17 protein-coding genes, 1 tRNA gene and 1 pseudogene are annotated in these 18155 nt (G+C 59.7%); 9 read left to right on the plus strand and 10 right to left on the minus strand.

The annotated features are described in order from the left end of the window. The first annotated feature begins 1 nt into the window (after position 1). The 3 genes from H4O11_RS09060 to H4O11_RS09070 are packed head-to-tail and all read left to right on the plus strand — an operon-like array spanning position 2 to position 3409. Entirely contained in the window at positions 2 to 952 is a 951-nt protein-coding gene (locus H4O11_RS09060; protein WP_343042808.1) for a DUF58 domain-containing protein, read from the plus strand. Beyond that, positions 945 to 2888 carry a transglutaminase TgpA family protein gene (locus tag H4O11_RS09065; RefSeq protein ID WP_182339096.1) on the plus strand — a complete coding sequence of 648 codons (1944 nt, stop codon included), beginning with the start codon at positions 945 to 947 and terminating at the stop codon, positions 2886 to 2888. Before H4O11_RS09060 ends, H4O11_RS09065 begins: the two co-directional genes overlap by 8 nt. Beyond that, positions 2885 to 3409, plus strand: a complete 525-nt coding sequence (locus H4O11_RS09070) for a Slp family lipoprotein (RefSeq protein ID WP_182339097.1) — start codon at positions 2885 to 2887, stop codon at positions 3407 to 3409. The genes H4O11_RS09065 and H4O11_RS09070 overlap by 4 nt, the downstream gene beginning before the upstream one ends. 48 nt (positions 3410 to 3457) lie before the next feature. Here the strand turns inward: H4O11_RS09070 and H4O11_RS09075 are convergent, their stop codons facing one another. The 4 genes from H4O11_RS09075 to dnaX form a co-directional block, all read right to left on the minus strand. Further along, positions 3458 to 3817: a histidine triad nucleotide-binding protein gene (locus tag H4O11_RS09075; RefSeq protein ID WP_182339098.1), complete on the minus strand. Its 360-nt coding sequence runs from the start codon at positions 3815 to 3817 to the stop codon at positions 3458 to 3460. A gap of 92 nt (positions 3818 to 3909) precedes the next feature. Next, positions 3910 to 4509 (minus strand): recombination mediator RecR, encoded by a 600-nt coding sequence (gene recR, locus H4O11_RS09080; RefSeq protein ID WP_182339179.1) that lies wholly within the window; start codon positions 4507 to 4509, stop codon positions 3910 to 3912. Between the two features lie 76 nt (positions 4510 to 4585). Next, a complete protein-coding gene (locus tag H4O11_RS09085) occupies positions 4586 to 4906 on the minus strand; it encodes a YbaB/EbfC family nucleoid-associated protein (protein WP_182339099.1) in 321 nt (106 codons plus the stop codon). 6 nt (positions 4907 to 4912) lie between these two features. Continuing rightward, positions 4913 to 6901: a DNA polymerase III subunit gamma/tau gene (dnaX, locus tag H4O11_RS09090; RefSeq protein WP_182339100.1), complete on the minus strand. Its 1989-nt coding sequence runs from the start codon at positions 6899 to 6901 to the stop codon at positions 4913 to 4915. 145 nt (positions 6902 to 7046) lie between these two features. On the opposite strand from dnaX, the gene H4O11_RS09095 reads away from it, so the two are divergent. Both H4O11_RS09095 and H4O11_RS09100 read left to right on the plus strand, forming a co-directional pair. After that, positions 7047 to 7139, plus strand: a tRNA-Ser gene (locus H4O11_RS09095). Positions 7140 to 7221: 82 nt separating this feature from the next. After that, the gene (locus tag H4O11_RS09100; RefSeq protein WP_182339101.1) at positions 7222 to 8631 is read left to right on the plus strand and encodes a DUF6538 domain-containing protein; all 1410 of its coding nucleotides are present in this window, start codon (positions 7222 to 7224) and stop codon (positions 8629 to 8631) included. Positions 8632 to 9385: 754 nt separating this feature from the next. Here the strand turns inward: H4O11_RS09100 and H4O11_RS19355 are convergent. Then, positions 9386 to 9496, minus strand: a pseudogene (locus H4O11_RS19355) (MobA/MobL family protein); the annotation flags it as partial. A 532-nt stretch (positions 9497 to 10028) separates the two neighbouring features. Here H4O11_RS19355 and H4O11_RS09105 point away from each other — a divergent pair. Beyond that, the gene (locus H4O11_RS09105; RefSeq protein WP_182339102.1) at positions 10029 to 11825 is read left to right on the plus strand and encodes a DEAD/DEAH box helicase family protein; all 1797 of its coding nucleotides are present in this window, start codon (positions 10029 to 10031) and stop codon (positions 11823 to 11825) included. Between the two features lie 305 nt (positions 11826 to 12130). On the opposite strand, the gene H4O11_RS09110 is transcribed toward H4O11_RS09105, so the two are convergent. Genes H4O11_RS09110 through H4O11_RS19360 form a run of 3 tightly spaced genes read right to left on the minus strand, consistent with a single transcriptional unit; the run spans position 12131 to position 13258 of the window. Next, complete coding sequence (locus H4O11_RS09110; protein WP_182339103.1) at positions 12131 to 12667, minus strand: hypothetical protein; 537 nt, start codon at positions 12665 to 12667, stop codon at positions 12131 to 12133. A gap of 35 nt (positions 12668 to 12702) precedes the next feature. After that, a complete protein-coding gene (locus H4O11_RS09115; RefSeq protein WP_182339104.1) occupies positions 12703 to 13002 on the minus strand; it encodes a hypothetical protein in 300 nt (99 codons plus the stop codon). Between the two features lie 10 nt (positions 13003 to 13012). Next, positions 13013 to 13258 (minus strand): hypothetical protein, encoded by a 246-nt coding sequence (locus H4O11_RS19360; RefSeq protein WP_246333378.1) that lies wholly within the window; start codon positions 13256 to 13258, stop codon positions 13013 to 13015. Positions 13259 to 13588: 330 nt separating this feature from the next. Here H4O11_RS19360 and H4O11_RS09125 point away from each other — a divergent pair, with 330 nt between their 5' ends. The 3 genes from H4O11_RS09125 (at position 13589) to H4O11_RS09135 (ending at position 16649) form a co-directional block, all read left to right on the plus strand. Continuing rightward, entirely contained in the window at positions 13589 to 13921 is a 333-nt protein-coding gene (locus H4O11_RS09125; RefSeq protein WP_182339180.1) for a helix-turn-helix domain-containing protein, read from the plus strand. A 1410-nt stretch (positions 13922 to 15331) separates the two neighbouring features. After that, positions 15332 to 15970 (plus strand): hypothetical protein, encoded by a 639-nt coding sequence (locus H4O11_RS09130; RefSeq protein ID WP_182339106.1) that lies wholly within the window; start codon positions 15332 to 15334, stop codon positions 15968 to 15970. Between the two features lie 55 nt (positions 15971 to 16025). Further along, complete coding sequence (locus H4O11_RS09135; RefSeq protein WP_182339107.1) at positions 16026 to 16649, plus strand: sce7726 family protein; 624 nt, start codon at positions 16026 to 16028, stop codon at positions 16647 to 16649. Here H4O11_RS09135 and H4O11_RS09140 read toward each other — a convergent pair. Both H4O11_RS09140 and H4O11_RS09145 read right to left on the minus strand, forming a co-directional pair. Further along, positions 16633 to 17658: a beta family protein gene (locus tag H4O11_RS09140; protein ID WP_182339108.1), complete on the minus strand. Its 1026-nt coding sequence runs from the start codon at positions 17656 to 17658 to the stop codon at positions 16633 to 16635. The two genes, H4O11_RS09135 and H4O11_RS09140, sit on opposite strands and share 17 nt — an antisense overlap. Next, positions 17655 to 18140, minus strand: a complete 486-nt coding sequence (locus tag H4O11_RS09145; protein WP_180834303.1) for an ImmA/IrrE family metallo-endopeptidase — start codon at positions 18138 to 18140, stop codon at positions 17655 to 17657. The genes H4O11_RS09140 and H4O11_RS09145 overlap by 4 nt, the downstream gene beginning before the upstream one ends. Between the last annotated feature and the right edge of the window lie 15 nt (positions 18141 to 18155).

Genomic DNA, 18155 nt, shown 5'->3' on the forward strand with positions numbered 1-18155 from the left:
CGTGCGCGCGCCTTCGCGTCGGCAACGATTGCTGGCACTGGCCCGGCCACGCCATCCCGAGACGCTGCCGCAACGACTGGACCGCCGCCGCATCTATGTGCTGCCGACGCCATTTGGATTGTTCGTCGCGGCGTTGCTGGCGGCCATGCTGCTGGGCGCGCTGAACTACAACAACAACCCTGCCCTGCTGCTGGCATTGCTGCTGGCGGGCACGGGCGTGGCCAGCATGATCAGCGCACACCTGGCATTGTCCGGGCTGAGCCTGGAGGCGGTATCTGCCGAACCGGTTGCCGCAGGGCAGCTGCTGCGGCTACGGCTGGCGATATCCCAGCGCGACCAGCGCCACCGCCCGGGCCTGCAACTGGACCATGCCAACGCGCGCAGCTGGACATCGCTGCCGGCTGGCGGCCACAGCGATGCCACGCTGGACCTGCCCACCACCCAACGCGGCTGGCTGGACCTGGAGCGGATCCGCATATCCACCACCCAACCGCTGGGACTGGTGCGCGCATGGGCCTGGTTCTGGCCCGAACAGCCGCTGCTGGTGTACCCGAAATCGGAAAGCCAGGGCCCTGGCCTGCCCGAACAAGGCAGCGACCCGTTGCACAGCCGGATGGATCCAGCCGGCGAAGAACTGCACCAGCTACGCCCCTACCGTGCCGGCGATCCGCGCCGCAGCATCGCGTGGAAACATTCGGCGCGTCGCGACAGCCTGCTGGTGCGCGAATATGAAAAGCCGGTCGGGATAGAAATCGTGCTGGATTGGCACCAGTTGGCCGGACTGGGCAATGAAGCCCGCATCGCCCGGCTGGCGCGCTGGGTGGACCTGGCCGAACGCCAGGGACGCCGCTATTCCCTGAAGCTGCCCGGCCAGCCCATGCAGGGTCCGGGTATCGGCGCCGCCCACCACCACCTCTGCCTGCGCGCACTGGCGCTGCTGCCGCATGACTGACGCCACCGCCCTGTTGGACCGCCATGCACGCGGCTGGACCTTGGCGAGCACGGCACTGGCCCTGCTGCCCTTGCTGCTGCAGCTGCCGGCGATGCTGGCCGGCAGCATTGCCGCCACCGCGCTGCTGACCGCCCTGGTATCGCGTCGCGGCCTGCTGCCGGTGCCGGTGCGCCTGCTGCTGGTACTGGCGATGCTGGCACTGATCTACCTGCAGATGGGCATCCGCCCCGGCCGCGACACCGGCTGCGCCTTGTTGGCAGCGATGCTGGCGATCAAGTCCAGCGAACTGCGCACATTGCGCGACGCACGCAGCCTGCTCGGCTTTGCCTTGTTCGCCCCGTTCGCTGCATTCCTGCTCGACCAGGGCCCCCTGACCACCTCACTGGCCACGCTGGCCGGCATCTGCGCACTGCTGGCCCTGCAACGGCTGGCACAGGCTGAAGGACAGGCACATCCGCCACCGCTGCGCGTGCAACTGCGCGGGGTGGCACGGCTGGTCGTGCTGGGCCTGCCGCTGGCATTGGCCACGTTCTGGCTGTTCCCGCGCCTGTCGCAGCCACTGTGGGGGCTGCCCGAGCGCGCCATCGGCCGCCCTGGGCTGTCCGACAGCATGGAACCGGGCCAGTGGCTGGACCTGATGGCCGACGACACACCGGCACTGCGTGCGCAGTTCCATGGCCCGGCACCGTCCGCCGGGCAACGCTACTGGCGCGGCCCGGTGCTGAGCCACTTCGATGGCCGCCGCTGGGAGCGCGACCGGCGCACCGAACAGCGCGCGCCGGAGCATGTCGAACCCGGCACGCAGCGCTGGGATTACACCATCGACTACGAACCTACTGATCGCCGCCAACTTGTCGCGCTGGACCTGCCGGGCAGCGCGCCGGAAGGCACCCACCTCAGTGCCGACTACAGCCTGCTCAGCGACCGGCCGCTTGCTGCATTGACCCGCTGGCGCCTGCAATCCGCTCCACCCGAAGTGTTCGCGCCGTCGCTGTCGCCATGGCAGCGCCAGCTCATGCTGGCATTGCCGGAAGGCTTCAACCCGCGCACGGCAGCGCTGGCACGGCAGTGGCGTGCAGCAGCGGGCACCGACGATGCCGCCCTGGTCCGGCGCGGCCTGGACTGGATCGGTGCGGAGTTCGCCTACTCATTGGAAACACCGTTGCCCGGCCGCAACGCCGTGGACGAATTCCTGTTCGAGCAGAAGGTCGGGTTCTGTGAACATTTCAGCTCCGCCTTCGTGGTGCTGATGCGCAATGCCGACATACCCGCGCGGGTGGTCACCGGCTTTGCCGGCGGCGTGCGCAATCCCATCGGCGACTACTGGGTGGTGCGGCGCATGGATGCCCATGCCTGGGCGGAAGTGTGGCTGGCCGGCCGCGGATGGGTACGCGTGGACCCGACGGCAGCCGTCGCCCCGGAACGTATCTACGACACGCTGGAGGACCGTCTCGGCGCCGGCGATGGCGGCATGCAGGGCGCATGGCGGCAGACTGGCCAGGCCATGGACTGGCTGCGGCGCGGCTGGAACGACCTGGTGCTGTCCTTCGACGCCAACCGCCAACGGCAACTGCTGCGCCCCTTCGGCCTGCCCGACCTCAAGCCGGGGCAACTGATCGCCGGCTTCATCATCATCGCGCTGTTGGCGCTGGGCACCATGGCCTGGGTGCTGGCACGCGGAGAGCGCGAGCGCGACCCGCTGCTGCGCGCCTGGCACCGGCTTTGCCGCCGCCATGCAAAGCTGGGCCTGGGCCGCGAACCGGCCGAGGCCGCAATGGACTGGGCCCACCGCGTCCATGCCCAGCACCCCGATCCCGCCCTGCTGGCACTCAGCCAGCGTTTCGTCCACGCGCGCTACGCTGGCACTCACGTCGACCGCGCTGCATTATTGGCCGACCTGCGCAGGCATCGCCCGACTTCCGGAGCCACACCATGAACCTCAAACTCCTGCTTCCCCTGGCCGCCTCGCTGGCGTTGGCGGCCTGCGCAACGGCGCCCAAGCCGCTGCAGGGCCAATTCAGTGCAGTAACTCCACGCGACTCGGTATCGACCCAGCAGGTCGGCACCCCGGTGCGCTGGGGCGGCCGCATCATCGAAACCCTGCCCAGCCAGGGCCAGACCTGCTTCCAGCTGATCTCGCGCCCGCTCAACGCCAGTGGCCGTCCGACCACCGCATCCTCCGACGCCAGTGATGGCCGCTTCGTGGCCTGCCGCGCCGGCTTCTATGACCCGGCGGTGTTCGAGGAAGGCCGTGACGTGACCTTCATCGGCCGCATCGACGGCTACGAGAACACCAAGATCGGCGAGTACGACTACCGTCTGCCGAAGCTGGCCGCCGACGTCATCTACCTGTGGCCGGAACAGCGCCAGGTCGATGTGGTGCCCTATCCGTATGGTCCGTGGGGCCCGGGTCCGGGCTGGGGCCCGTGGGGCTACGGCCGCTACGGTTGGTGGTAAGCAGGCAACAGGGGTAGCACCCGGCCGCTGGCCGGGTGACCTTGCCCATTACTTGCCTGGCGCGCCGAAATGGCCCAGTGGCGCACCTGCCAACAGGTGCATGTGGATATGGAACACCGTCTGCCCAGCATGTTCGCGGCAGTTCATGACGATGCGGTAGCCGTCCTCGGCCAGGCCCTCCTGGCGCGCATAGTGCGCAGCGGCCAGCGCCAGCTTGCCGACCAGCTGTGCGTTCCCAGGCTGCAGATCGTCCAGGGTAGGGATGATCTCGTTCTTCGGAATGAACAACACATGCACCGGCGCCTGCGGCGCGATGTCCTTGAAACCCAGCACTTCTTCGTCTTCGTAGACGATGGTGGCGGGTATCTCGCGACGGATGATCTTGCTGAAAATGGTCTCGCTGCTCATGGAGTTCCCTCGCTGTTGCCTGGCTCTTGGTCGGTACGCTTCGGTACGCTGATCGTGACGACCAACGGTCGCCACCGACCGGGCGTCGCCGGTCATTCCTGCACTTCGTTGCGCGAACCGAAGGCATGCGACAGCGTGCCACGATCGACGAACTCCAGTTCGCCTCCCAGTGGCAGGCCCTGCGCCAGGCGACTCGGCCGTACCTGCCGTGCACGCGCCAGTTGCGCCAGGTAATGCGCGGTCGCCTCGCCTTCCACGGTGGCACTGGTGGCGATGATCATTTCGCCGATCTCGCCCTGGGCCAGGCGCTGGTCCAACTGCTCCAGGCCCAGCTCGCGCGGGCCGATGCCATCCAGCGGCGACAGCCGCCCCTGCAGCACGAAGTACACCCCGCGGAAACCGGTGGCGTTCTCGATCGCCAGGCGATCTGCCGGCGATTCAACCACGCACAACTGGCTGCGCTCGCGGCTGTCGTTGGCGCAGGTCGGGCATAGATCGGTTTCGCTGAAATCGCGGCACTGCGCGCAGTGGCCGATGCGCTCCATTGCCTGCGCCAACATGTCGGCCAGTCGCGTGCCGCCTTCGCGTTCGCGCTCCAACAGGTGGTAGGCCATGCGTTGGGCCGTCTTCTGGCCCACGCCGGGCAGCACCCGCAACGCATCGATCAACTGTTCAAGCAAGGGCGCAGACATCATGTGGCTCGGTAGAGCGGGTCCATGACCCGCTGCATTGCCTCGGTGGAACGGGCCAACGGCCCGCTGCCCTGGTTCAAAACGGCAGCTTCATCCCCGGCGGCAACTGCATGCCGGCGGTGGCCGAACCCATCCGGGTCTTCGACTCGGCATCGATCTTGTTCGACGCATCATTGAATGCTGCAGCCACCAGGTCTTCCAGCATCTCCTGGTCACCCAGCAGCGACGGATCCAGACGCACCTTGCGGCACTCCTTGGCACCGGTCAGCGTGATGCTGACCATGCCACCGCCGGCACTGCCGGTGACTTCCAGCTTGGCGATTTCTTCCTGGGCCTTCTGCAGGTTCTCCTGCATCTTCTGGGCCTGCTGCATCATCTGGGCGATATTGCCGCGCATCGTTGATTACTCTTCAAAAGGACGGATGGAATCGGACACGAGCCGGGCGCCGTGCTGTTGCATCAGCACCTGCACTTCCGGATCGGCCAGGAACATGGCCTCGGCAGCCTGCTGCCGTTCGCCGCGCTGGCGGTCGGAACGCTCATGCAGGGTTTCCGCTGGCGGCGCCTGCGTGGTTTCCACCACGATCTTCGGCGGCGAGCCCAGCGCCTTGGCCAGCATATCGGACAGCGCGGACATCGCACCCTCCGATTGCAGATACTCAAATCCGGGCGAAAGGCCCAATTTCAAGGTGCCATTCCTGCAGCTGATGAACGCAGCGTTGGCCGCCAGCAACCGCGAGGGCCCGGTCAACCTGCTGTTGGCCACCAGGTCCAGCCAATCCTCGGCACAGGCCAGTTCGGCCACCGCAAGGCTGGACGCACCCGCAGGTACCACCGGCGCGGACGGGGAAATGGCGATGCCTTCAGCGCGGAACGGTTTTTCCGCCACAGGCCGTGGAGTGGATGCTGGCCGCGGCTCCGGTACCGCCGGTGGCGGCGCCAGCATCGCTGCATCCGGACCCGCCAGTTCAACGGCCAGCGCTTCGTCGCGATCATCGCGGCCCTCGGCCGCTTCAATTTCCCACGGCGGCAGGTCATTGCCATCAGCCACTGGCTGCGCGGCTGGTGCAGGAGCCACGGCGGGCTCTGGCTTTGGCGCGGCCGTGGCTACGGCAGATTCGGGCGCAGGCCTGGCAGGCATCGGTACGCTTTCAACAGCATGGGCCGGGCGAGGCACGACACCATTGCCGGCCTGCGTGCTGGCCGCAGCCGCCATGCCGGCCTGGCTGGCGCCACTGCCCAGTGATCCTGCCGCCCCGCCTGCAGCCGTGCCCTCACCATCATCCGGCGTGCGTGGAACCGGCGGCACGGCGACCGCCGGACGGAAAGCAAGCATGCGCAGCACGGCCATTTCGAAACCGGCGCGCGGGCTCGGCGCCAGCGGCAGGTCGCGACGGCCATTGAGCGCCATCTGGTACCACAGCTGCACCACCTCCGGCCGCATGCGCGCTGCGAAGCCCGCCACGTCCAGGCCTTCCTCTGCAGCGAGCGCGCCCGGCACCAGCTGCTGCACCTGGATACGGTGCAGCGCCTCCGCCAGCGCTTCCAGCACACCACTCCAGTCCGGAGAAAATTCGGCCAGCGCCGACACCACCTGCAACAGACGCGCGCCGTCACCCTCGGCCAGGGCATCCAGCATCGCCCCCACCTGGGTGCGGTCGACCGTGCCCAGCATGGTGCGCACCACGTCTTCGCGCAGCGCGCCGCCGGCATAGGCGATGGCCTGGTCCAACAGCGAAAGACCGTCGCGCAGGCTGCCGTCGGCAGCCTTGGACAACTGCACGATGGCGCTGGCATCGGCCTCGATTTCTTCAGCGGCCAGGATGCGGGTCATCTGTCCCTGGATCTGGTCTTCGTCCAGGCGCTTCAGGTTGAACTGCAGGCAGCGGCTGAGCACGGTGACCGGCAGCTTCTGCGGATCGGTGGTGGCCAGCAGGAACTTCACGTGCTCCGGCGGCTCTTCCAGCGTCTTCAGCAGTGCATTGAACGCCGCCTTGGACAGCATGTGCACTTCGTCGATCAGGTAGACCTTGTACTTCCCGCGCGAGGGCATGTACTGCGCGTTCTCGATCACCTCGCGGACATCGTCCACGCCGGTGTTGGACGCCGCATCGATCTCCAACAGGTCGATGTAGCGGCCGGAATCGATGTCCAGGCAGGCCGGGCACTGGCCGCACGGGTCGGCGCTGGTGCCCTGTTCGCAGTTCAGCGACTTGGCGAAAATGCGCGCGATGGTGGTCTTGCCCACGCCGCGGGTGCCGGTAAACAGGAACGCATGGTGCACACGGCCGCTGTCCAGCGCATTGCTGAGCGCCCGGACCACGTGTTCCTGGCCTACCAGCTCGGCAAAACGCTTTGGACGCCACTTGCGGGCAAGGACGAGATAGGACATCAGGCCACCGGCTTCATCGGGACGTCCATTGTGCCATGCCTGTCCAGCCCCCCTGCCCGTCACCATGGGCGCTTGTGTCCTTCCGTCCAGCCAGCTAGAATCTGCGACCCCTGCAGCGGCATTGAAGCCGGTTCGGGGGAAATCCGGAGAGGTGTCCGAGTGGTTGAAGGAGCACGCCTGGAAAGTGTGTAAGCGTCTAAACCGCGCTTCGGGGGTTCGAATCCCCCTCTCTCCGCCAGACTCTGCAAACCCCTGAGAAATCAGGGGTTTTGCTTTTCTGGGCCTACCAAGGGGCAGGACACAAATCGGGACACATCCCGATGAGAGTTCCCCATCACTTGATCAAGACGCCAGCAGGCTTTTCGTTCCGCCAGCGCGTGCCCGTCGACCTCCAGCCCCTTCTGGGCTGCCGAATTCTCAAGCGAAGCCTTCGAACACGCGAAATGCGCAGCGCCCAGGCTTGCGCCCTGGTGCTGGCCGCCCGCTATGCTGAGGTCTTCAGCGCCATCAGGAAGAACGGCATGGGCGAGAAGACGGCAGAGCAATGGCTCCAGGAACTTCGGGGACAACAGCTCCACGACTACACCCTGGAACGAGATGCCAATGGCACCCTGCGTATCCAAGCGGAGCCAGGCGAAGACACCGAGGCACTGACTCGCGCCATTGAGAGCATCGGACGGGTCAACCCTGCGTTCTTCGGCGCGGTAGCCGCCCCGGCAGTCCCCTCCAAGCCCCAGCCCAGCAAAGTCCTGTCGCTGATGGAAGCGCGCGATCTTTGGCTCAAAGCTATTGCCCCAGACACCATCCCCAAGACCTACAGCATCAAGAAGTCGGCCATTGACGGGTTCGTGCGCACCACCGGCCCTGACTACCCTTTGCCCAGCATCAACCGGATCGACCTGTCGAACTTCTATCAGTCGCTCGCCGATGCTGGCATCTCAACCCCGACCCGAGTGAACAAACAGTCCTACCTGGGCGGCTTCTTCGACTGGTTGATTGCCGCTGGCTACTACACAGACAGCAATCCGGCCCGAAGCCATGTCTCATACGGAAATAGCGCCAAGCGTAAGCGGCGCAAGCTGGGCTTCAAGGCCTTCGACCTGAAGCAGATCAGCCTCCTCTTTGCTCCCTCGGCCTTTGCTAACTTGTCACACGCCGCGCGCTGGGCAGCCTTGTTGGGCCTGTATACGGGTGCCCGCGCCTCTGAAGTTGGGCAGCTGCTGGTGAGCGATGTGCAAACGGAGGGAGGCGTGGCCTACATCCATATTAATGACGATGGCGAGCACCAGCGCCTCAAGAGCGAGGCCAGCATCCGGACTGTCCCGATCCACGCTGACCTGATGGCCCTGAGCTTCGGCGACTATGTTGCCAGCCTGCCCACCTCAAGCCGTCTCTTCCCCCAAGCGAAGGCCAATGCCGTCAATGGCGCGGGGAACTGGATCTCCAAGGCCTTTACCCGCCACCTTGCTGAGCATGGGAAGGCCTGGCCCAAGGCCAAGCGCGGTTTCCATTCCCTGCGCAAGACGGTCATTCAGCAGATGCAGGGCTTCGGTGTCGCCTCAGAAATGCGCGCCCAGATCGTGGGCCACGAGCTTGATGATGAGCACCATCCCGTCTACAGCCGCGAATTCACCCCGGCAGAAAAGCTCAATGGGCTGGTCACTCCTGAATTCAAAACAGCGGGCCTGTCATCCCTGAGCTTCGATCTTGAGCTCGCTGCACTGAAATAGTTGCTGGGATAGCGGGTCTCCGCGCCAGGAAAATTACATGGAATGTCTAGGAGTATCTCTAACGGGGCAACATTTGCACTGACAAGCGCCGCAACTATTGCGATCAACGCAAATGATGGTTTTATGAAAGCTCCCCTACCTTAGGAGCTTCATGTGCCGTTAGAAAGAAAGCTGGCTATCGCTAGTCGAGTGCTGTGCCCATTGATCGCGCAAGACCGGACCCGAGACACCCAGGAGCGGATAGAGGACATCATTCATGCCCTCGAAATTGCCGATGAGCTGATCAACCGATGCATGGCTCCAAAACCACCGGCTGACGACCACACACTGAAACCCACAGTGAGAGTCAGGGAGAGCCTAGTAGAGCGCGATCAGGTGCAGCTGAGCGACATGATCTCAGAGCGCCGTGGCGCGGCATCCAAGCCCACTCGCGGACCTACCTACCACTGAATTTGCGAAACCAGAGGTGGGCTAAAGCCCCGGTTCGCCGGGGCCTTCGCTTGTTTATCAGTGCAACCGCGCTCCGGGCTCCTTGCTCTGCTTCATCACCAGTAAGGCATCAGCCGAAGTGGACGCTGCAGGAGCGTCAGTGGGCGCGTCCTCCAGTACCGGATATCTCCGAAGCAACACTTCGCTCCAATTCTCCAGCTGTGAGAGGGACTCATCTGTTCGACGGTTGTAGTCTTCCTGGGCATTGGGACCGGTGGCTGCGTGAGCGCGTTGATACTCCTCGCGCCTCAGCTCAACAGCCCTGACCCGTTCGCTCATCGAGGATGAGAAGGCCTGCGCGATAGGCCGCTGCAGCGGTGGATGCATGCCCTTGGGCACGGCTGAAGGTCTTTACTCTGGTGTGATAAATGGCCATTGATGCTCCTTGTTTTGACCCCGCACTTGCCTTTATGCCTACGATTTAGGCTTTGGCAAGCGCTTTTCTAGGGGGTCAAGGGGCACAGCCTCTTGCGCACGCATTGCCCGCAGGGCAATGCCTAAGTGCGCTCTTGCTATCGCCTTTCTGTCTGCTTTGGCCCCCGTCCAGACGCGTCTTGCCAAGTCTGGCCACGCCGAACGGCACGCGACGACCCACCCAAAAAATGTGACCACCATCAAACTATTGAATAGATGAGTTGCCTGAGGCAGGATCTCATGACTGAAGGGCGTATCAGCCAGGGAATTTTCAGGGGGGAGGTAAACATTCGCAGGAGGCTTCAAGAAGCCCGGCAGATATCTGTCAGGATGATAATTGTCGCGCAGGGTGAAAAACGGCCAATAAATATGCCGACATCTACGCGCGCGAGAGAGAATGAACATCTCACGTCAGCCGCTGCTGACCAATGCGACGCAGGGAGAATGCGCCGCCCAACTTCGCATGAGCAGAATACGTATCTAGGAGAAAAAGCGTGTCTAGCCCGTTCCAAGATGTCGCACCCCGAATTACTGGAAATCCGAAGGTCAGAGAGCCGCAACAAGGAGCCTATGAGGCGCTAGCACAGCATGTAGCTGACGGCGTGGACATAAGAGAAGTTAGCGTAGTACTGCCCGTGGGATGCGGGAAGTCAGGAACTATAACGCTGACTCCATTTGCATATAAATCGAAACGAGCATTGATCGTCGCTCCTGGCGTTGCGATTGCGACGCAGCTGGCAGCTGATTTCGACTTTAGTAGCGAGAAGCTATTCTATGCCCGCTGCGATGTGATGGATGGTCCTAATTATCCAGAACCGGTGGAAATAAGAGGCACCGATGCAAATCGAAGTGACCTTGATGCCGCGCACGTTGCGATTACAAACATCCAGCAGATTTCCGGCGATGGCAACAAGTGGTTGCGAACCCTTCCTGCCGACTACTTTGACCTAATTATTTTCGACGAAGGCCATCATAGCGTTGCAGCAACCTATGAGGCCCTCAAAGCGAAATTCCCTGCAGCCTCGGTCGTGAACTTCAGCGCCACGCCTCTTAGAGCGGACGGCCAGATGATGAGCGGCCCCGTCGTTTACTCATACCCAATCTTCAAGGCGATCAGGGCAGGCTATGTTAAACAGCTCAAAGCAATCCAACTCAACCCGAAGACCTTACGCTATGTCAGGCGACCAGGCGATTCGGAGGTGGAAGTCTCCCTCGATGAGGTCCGTCGCCTAGGTGAGGAGGACGCGGATTTCCGCAGAAGCATCGTAACGTCCGAAGAAACACTGAATACCATTGTTGACGCGTCCCTCCGGGAGCTCGACCGGCTCCGTAACTTGACGGGGGAACCACGCCTAAAGGTAATCGCCTCGGCGTTGAATTATGAGCACTGCATTCAGATTGTGGAGGCTTATCGCGCACGGGGACGGAAGGCCGACTTTGTGCATTCCCGTGAGAGTAAGAAGAATGACCAAGTTATGCAAAAGCTGGCGAATCATCAACTGGATGTAATCGTACAGGTTAGAAAACTTGGCGAGGGTTTTGATCATCCATTCCTGTCGGTGGCAGCGGTCCTTAGCGTGTTCTCCAACCTGTCTCCGTTCGTCCAATTCGTTGGGCGAATCATGCGCGTAATCAAGCAAGATGCGCCCGGGGACGTTGTAAACCAGGGGAGTGTGATTTTTCATGCTGGCGGCAACATTGCTGCCAGGTGGGGAGACTTCCAGCAATTCAGCGAAGATGACCAGTCCTTCTTCGACCAGCTTCTTCCTCTAGAGGGCTTGGATCCAGCAGATCCCACGGAGTTCCGTGAGTATGCACCTCGCGACACCGTCAATGGCAAGCCCGAGGTCAAAGAGCAGTCCGAGGTGGAACTGCAGGAAATCCACCTCCTAAAGCAGGAAGAGGAAGACGCCATTCGCCTGTTGAAGGAGAGCGGAATTATCCCTGCAGACTTTGATCCTACCACCCAAGCGCTCAAGCCCATCGCTGTTCCTAAGGCAGCAAAACGACAGGCCGCCAGAGACGCTCTTAACGAGCTTATTCAACTCCACGCAGGCCGAATTCTCAATGAGCGCGGAATTAAGCATGTCGGGCGAGAGTTGGATCACAGACGGCTTGGTCGCGACAATTACGTCGTGGTAGTCACCTCTCTCAACGAGGCAGCGAACACCTTGGTCGGCCGGAAGCCCGGGGAAAGAAGTGAGATGTCACAGGCAGAATTGGACACTATTCGAAGGCAATTTGATGCCCTAACAGCAAGCGTTTGCAGGAAGCTGTTCGATGGCGACTAAATCCTTGATAGTTTCGACAATGGTAGACAGGGCGAAGAAGGCCCACAACTGCCAGGCTAACAGTAAACATAGGATCGAACGCGGAGACATTCGACTAGGCGTGCGAAAAGACCGGGGCTGGGATCGATACTGTGTTGCTTGTGCGCAGAGCATGATTGAGCGCGGTCTATTGCGACTGGGAGAACTCAGCAAGTTGGAGCCGCTAGAGAACGGAGTCTAAAGCGCAGCGTGCGCCCATCCTTCCGCGCAGGGAGGATGGGGCACTCTGCCTTTCTGCCTAGCTGCATTCGCAGGCACTGAGGTGCTTAGGTAGTGCGCGCCTCAATAAGCCAAGCTTTCATCCTAGCGAACCACTCATCCCTCTCAGTCTCATTGACAGCTGTGCTCTTGAGCCAACGGTCAGAGTGGCGCACGAAGGGAACCAGCCAGAACGGGTTAACAACGTCCCGCACCTGGACTTCCAAGCGGTGCGTGACGATGCCTTTGTAGTTGTATTCCCCAGTGCGGATAGCGAGCACTTCAGCCCGCCGCAGGTAGCGCTCGCCCTTCACGGGGTCCCGAATCCAGATGGTGTCCCTGCCCAGGTCCAAGGCTATGTGGTCATGGGAAATCGTGGGCTCAAACTCTTCAGGCCTATGCTTCTTGAATTTGGGCGTTCGGCGACGGAACAACCACGGCAAGCCCCACAGCAACGCAAGGGGCCAAAAGACAACCTGGCCGAAGAGCATGAGCCCGAATACTGCCCCTTCAGCGGTAGTGCCCTTCTCAAACACCACGCTGCAAAGCCACCACAGTGCCGCGCCCGTGATGAGCCAACGCACTACGTTGAACAAGGTCCACATACGAGCTTCCTAGCTTTAGTTGGCGAAGCTTGGGGTTAGCGACGATCTACGACAATCCAAGTGCCGTCAACTTTGTCGATGACGAAAGTGCCGACAAGCTGCTGTTGCTCAGTGCGAGTGCCCAGCTGATACCGCGCAGTCCCAGTGACACTGCAGGCATAGCCAGGACTGTCCCCTCGCGAGCACTCGCCTACCTTGAGACGCTCAAAGGTCATCGTCGTTCCCGTCGCTTCCTTGAAATACGCGGTCAGCGCTTTCTCAACATCGCCACTACCAGGGCCACCCGAGCAGGCGGCCAGCAGCACTGCGGCGGAAACCATCCAAAGCTTCTTCATGTGTGTTCCTTCAGTCGATGAGCAAGCAGTGCTTGCCCGGGTTGAGGCTGGCGCCAGGTAGGACTTCGCTATCGATCACTGACCCAGCTTTGTTGATGACGATGAAGATCTGGCTAGGCCGGGCGGACGAGTCTTCATCGCGCTCTCCCAAATAGGCCAAGGCAACGGCACCCCCGAAGTCGTAGACCTTGCCGAAGCCGACCACGCTATGCGCTTCGGTAGGCAGCAGCACCAGCTCGCCGTCGAGCTTGAGCATCCGTTTGTAGTCCGGCCCATCTGCAGGGTCGATGCGGCCAATGCTGGTTCGGATGGGGCCGGTGGGAGTAGCGGAGCCGTGTCCGGTGGCCCAGATGAAAGCGGAGACCTTGGGCTTCCCTCCCCCACCCGCCTTGAACTGGCCGCTCTGCAGTTGGCACGACAAGCTGGGCGCAGCCCCAGCAGAGGCAGCGAACGCCAAGAGACCCACCAATGCCCAGCACCTCATATCCATACGACTGCCTCCCGATCCAATTTTGCGTTGAACGAAAATGACCGGATAAGCTTATGCGGTCAAACTTCGGAGAGTCAACGTGTTTGTTTCTACCGGATGCCCGCCGCTCAACCTACGCCCACAGTCCTTGGCCAACGCCTACGCGCCGCACGCGTCGCCAAAGGCTGGACGCAAGCTCAGCTAGGCGAAATGCTCATGGGAGTGGATGACTCAAATACGACGGCGCCTCGCATCAGCCGATATGAGCGGGGGATGCACAAGCCGGACTTGGAGACCATTGAGAAGTTGGCGGAACTGCTGAATCTTCCAGCGGCCTACTTCCTTGCTGCTTCGGACACAATGGCTGAAGCCATCCTAGTGCTTTCCCAGCTTGATGCCAGGAAGCAGAAGGAAGCACTGGCACTGCTAAAGCAACTTGCGGGACTTTAGCCTGTCATCACACATCTGGGGCTGGAACGTATCCGGAGAACTGGCTTGGAGAAGAAGCAAGCGCCTCCCACTTTTTCAGTTGCCTGACAGTGGCACTTTCTTCTAAGACCAGCCGCCACGCAGCTCCATTAGCGCCTGCGGCCAGAAAATCCATCAGAAAAAGCCTAAGTCTGGCGGCGCGATTGACGAAGCATGGAATAATCTAGAAGCATCGGGAACGAGTCACAGGGGACTTGAAGGATGCAAGAAGCTCTGGATCGAAGAACCAATCACGAATACACCGCTTTAGAGATTTCACAGCTCACGGACTCTCATCGTGAGGCCTTTAGGGGCCACCTGAAGTGCTTGGGCTGTGAATCTACCGCTCACTTTCGCCGGGAAACTGACTCAAGTCCGGGAAGAAGGGGACGAATTGCGCACTTCTATTGTCGGCCTCATGCGGCCAACTGCAGCCTCATCCAGCGGAACGCAGACCCATGGGAGACAAATGAGAGCGATGCGACCGTCGCCGAATGGGTGGAACGCAATCAGACACTGATTGTCCGGATTCAGACGCCAGTCGAATCTTCGGAAGTGAATTCTGAAGAAAGCGAAGATGCTGACGAAGGCAGCAGAGCTGGCGGAGGCTCGGCATCCCGGACGCGCCGTTCGACGACTATATCTCGCGGGCCGCAGCGCTTGCTTGAACAATTGGTTCACTGGCCGAGCTTCAAAACGAGCGCAGTGCGTATACGGCTTCCAGATCCTGCCCAGACGGAGGTTCCAGTCCACTACGCATTTGTACGGTTCGAGGATGCCCAAGTTGCTCTACATACGGAGCGATGGCTTGGATTCTGGGGGATAGTGCGCCCCTTTAGTTTCTGGGCTCAAGGTGGAAGCTACTACTCTAACTTCGGCACTGAGAATAGCAGCTTCCGAATCTCAATCCATCGAACCCATGCCGACGCCATAGTGCAAAGGTATCGGCTAGGAAGCATTCATGACCTGGTTGGCCACTACCTCTTGCTCTTCGACCGTGCTCGCGAATCTGCGTCAGGGCGATTCACCGCCGACGTAAACTCGGTTCATCATGTTGGATTTGTCCGCAATACGGATCAATAAGAAGAGGTCGTCAGGCTCGTGACCGCGAGCAGGTGTTGCGACAGATGGTCACCAAGCTTCGCTAGCACTTGAAGATTGTGACGTCGGTCGCAATGCCTAAATGCCATTAGTGTAAGAAAGCACGCTTAGGCGTAAGCACACTCAAAATCGTACAGTACATAGATAACTTGATGGTTTAAGCACTGACCGTGTCTACATTCCCATTGGTTCGATGAAACTAGCCCAGGGGATCAATTAGTCAAGCCCCGCCTGATTGCGACGGCAATCTCCAAAACGACCAACCCCAGATCATGACGCCAGGAGTTCCTCGTGGTTGAGAAGAACATCACAAGCTTCGTCAATGAAAGGACCCTTGAGTACAAGCTGGTCCCAGACCTCCAGAAAGCACTGGCACCCTACTGCAACGCAGCGATGCCAATGTTCTTCTGGAAAACCAGGGAAGGCGGCATTCGCTCAAGAGCGTCTTTTCTTGGAGAGTCATTCAAAGTCATTGCAATGTTCGCAAGAAGACCAAAGGTCCACGACAAGAGCAATGCGCTGTATGCCACGATCAACGATGAGCTACTCATCTTTGCTGAGCACGCTATAAACATGGGGGTACCTACACTTGGCGGCTTCTGTGCAGCGCGAAACCTCGGGGAGATCACTTCCGCTCACTCCATCTGGATACCGTTGTTGAAATCAGATGAGTCAATGAATCTGCTTCGCTGGAGTGAATCCGACTCATCAGGAGGCTCTCTTTCAACCTATGACTCAAAGGCCGCCTCAATTAAGACTAGAGAGCTTCCAGAGGTAATACTGCCGCGATGCGAACGGATGTCCTTCGGCGCAGCAATAGACACAATGGATCGCCTACGCTCGGTACTGAATCGAGAGGCAGTCCGTCCCTACTACTACGGGAGTTCATACAAGCCCGTATATATGCTTATTGAAGGCAGTCAGCTATGAATCGCGCCAAAGAAATGGCACAATGAAATGAGCTTTTTCGAAGAAAAAAACATAAATGTATGCCGACGACATAAAAGTAATGATTGTATCGGCGCTATTGCCTACGCTCGACTTCGATGAAGTCTTGGGATCTGAGGTGCGATTCGGCGATGGGAAATACAGGGCAGATTTGGTTGTTTCCTCGCCTACTCGGCTGAGCGCAATCGAAATTAAAGGACCACGTGACAACTTCGACAAGCTTGATGAACAAGCGCGGGGTTACGGTTCCATGTTTCTCGACTTTTCTGTGGCCACCACCGCCAATTGGCTGCCACTGTTGCGGTCGCGCTTACCCCGCTCAACAGGTTTGATCACCCTTGACGAAGATGGCATCCAGTATGTGCGCAAGCCCCAGCAGCGAAACACGCTTTCAACTGACGCCTCACTCAAATGGCTGCGCTCTAATGACCTCAAACGGTTGATGCTTCTACACGATCTTCCCCAAACGGGACTACATGAAGCGTTAGCTGAAAAGGCCCTAAAGCTATCCAGAAATTCGCTTTCCGAGTTCACATTGGCAGCGATACACGAGCGACTGGCGACCAGGTTCGAATCGTTTAGATCAGAACTAGGTAGCACAGTCACTCTGGACGACGTGCGGATGCTGACACTAAGTGAGAGAATTATCGGGAAACTCTAACCACTTGCCTGGAGATATGGAAATTGACCCGGTTAGAGATCCAGAATGACGGGCTTCGTCCGATAGCTTCACCATCGGCAGTTTTGCGGATGTTGTCGACCGCCCAACAGCCGAGAGGCACAAATCGCGGATCCTTGATTGCGCGCTGCGCGCACTTCACGTAGCCGCCCTCGGTTCTACGATAGCGGTGATAGAAGAAAGACCTATCCAGCATGACATCGATTCTGGGAACCCAGTTCGTGACAGTACCCGAAAAATCCATTGGATGGATTCCAGCGTAGTCGCTGTAGTCCAATCCTGAAAATCTTTTGGAGAGATCACTCCAAAGTTCAACTTCAGTGAGATTGAATTCCCCCTCTTCATCCCCGCCTCCGGCAGAGACGACGCTGATAGGGAAAGAGCTGGCAGCAATTGATTTAGCAAAAAAATCGATGCCGTCAATTGTGCCAAGCATCTCAGCAAGGCGGGCGTTAGCCCCCGAAAGCCCCTTTAGGGAGACGTAAGCCGCATCCAAAATTAGGACAACATCCTCGGTTCGCCCAAACATATTCGGGAGATTTCCAACCAGCTCATCAAAATCAGAATAGTTAGTCGGGACCCGGACGGCGAATTTTGTGAACTTTTCCCTCAATGAAGCTATTTGACGCCGAAAAGAAACAGCATCAAATGGCTCCAAAAGATGGACTACAGGGACGCAGTGTGCGGGAAGATTCTCTACCGCAAAGTCAGTCCAGTATGAGAACCCATTCTGGTCATCAAGAAAATTATCAAATTCTGTATTTTGCTGACTTTCAAGGGAGGTAAGATCTACGATAAAAGGCTGCTCGCCCAATATTTCGAGGACAGCTTCAACACTTTTCGCAACATTGCCCGCTGGATTCTTTGACGTTCTACGTGATTTCGTCAATTCAATGATAGGCAGCAACTTAAGCCTCGCATCCTGCGACAGTTCCTTTAGGCCGCGCAATTCGGCCGCACGGGATCGGACAATAGGCAAATATCTTGTCATTGGTTAACCCTGTAGCCCAAGTTCTGAACCCTATATTTCATTGCCAGAGCAGACACACCAAACTCTGCGGCGAGCCCTGAGAGGGTCGTATTTCCCGAAGAAATCATTTGCCTGACATCAGCCTCAGGCATCAGAAGCTCAGCAGCGAAACGATCCGCTTCGCGCTCCATAGGATTTGGATCATCGTTCCTGCGGGCAAACGTTTGATCATGGAAGCTCTTTTTCTGCCCAGAATGGAGCACGAAATGCGCAATCTCGTGAGCAATTGTAAATCTCTTTCGATTGCGGTGATGGAGCGAATTCACGCCAACAACCCAAGAGCCAGAGCGCACTTCGAGATAGCCGGAGAGATCATCTGCCATTGGCTCCTCAACGACCTCCAAGCCCAGGAATTCCGCTATTGCCACGACGTTTACGGGCACGCGCAAAAGACCCGCATCGGATAGGCGTTGGCGCAGGTCAACCTCGCGTTGAGCACTCATTGCAGAGGTTCTCAC

The organism is Stenotrophomonas tumulicola (genome assembly GCF_014117215.1).
GTDB lineage: Bacteria > Pseudomonadota > Gammaproteobacteria > Xanthomonadales > Xanthomonadaceae > Stenotrophomonas > Stenotrophomonas tumulicola.

What these genes read in the sequence shown, in the direction of transcription:
- H4O11_RS09125 (WP_182339180.1), top strand. Translation starts at nt 13,589, where the DNA reads ATGCCCGCCGCTCAACCTACGCCCACAGTCCTTGGCCAACGCCTACGC.
- H4O11_RS19360 (WP_246333378.1), bottom strand. Translation starts at nt 13,258, where the DNA reads ATGCTCAAGCTCGACGGCGAGCTGGTGCTGCTGCCTACCGAAGCGCAT.
- H4O11_RS09070 (WP_182339097.1), top strand. Translation starts at nt 2,885, where the DNA reads ATGAACCTCAAACTCCTGCTTCCCCTGGCCGCCTCGCTGGCGTTGGCG.
- dnaX (WP_182339100.1), bottom strand. Translation starts at nt 6,901, where the DNA reads ATGTCCTATCTCGTCCTTGCCCGCAAGTGGCGTCCAAAGCGTTTTGCC.
- H4O11_RS09100 (WP_182339101.1), top strand. Translation starts at nt 7,222, where the DNA reads ATGAGAGTTCCCCATCACTTGATCAAGACGCCAGCAGGCTTTTCGTTC.
- H4O11_RS09085 (WP_182339099.1), bottom strand. Translation starts at nt 4,906, where the DNA reads ATGCGCGGCAATATCGCCCAGATGATGCAGCAGGCCCAGAAGATGCAG.
- recR (WP_182339179.1), bottom strand. Translation starts at nt 4,509, where the DNA reads ATGTCTGCGCCCTTGCTTGAACAGTTGATCGATGCGTTGCGGGTGCTG.
- H4O11_RS09065 (WP_182339096.1), top strand. Translation starts at nt 945, where the DNA reads ATGACTGACGCCACCGCCCTGTTGGACCGCCATGCACGCGGCTGGACC.
- H4O11_RS09075 (WP_182339098.1), bottom strand. Translation starts at nt 3,817, where the DNA reads ATGAGCAGCGAGACCATTTTCAGCAAGATCATCCGTCGCGAGATACCC.
- H4O11_RS09140 (WP_182339108.1), bottom strand. Translation starts at nt 17,658, where the DNA reads ATGACAAGATATTTGCCTATTGTCCGATCCCGTGCGGCCGAATTGCGC.
- H4O11_RS09135 (WP_182339107.1), top strand. Translation starts at nt 16,026, where the DNA reads ATGTATGCCGACGACATAAAAGTAATGATTGTATCGGCGCTATTGCCT.
- H4O11_RS09145 (WP_180834303.1), bottom strand. Translation starts at nt 18,140, where the DNA reads ATGAGTGCTCAACGCGAGGTTGACCTGCGCCAACGCCTATCCGATGCG.
- H4O11_RS09115 (WP_182339104.1), bottom strand. Translation starts at nt 13,002, where the DNA reads ATGAAGAAGCTTTGGATGGTTTCCGCCGCAGTGCTGCTGGCCGCCTGC.
- H4O11_RS09110 (WP_182339103.1), bottom strand. Translation starts at nt 12,667, where the DNA reads ATGTGGACCTTGTTCAACGTAGTGCGTTGGCTCATCACGGGCGCGGCA.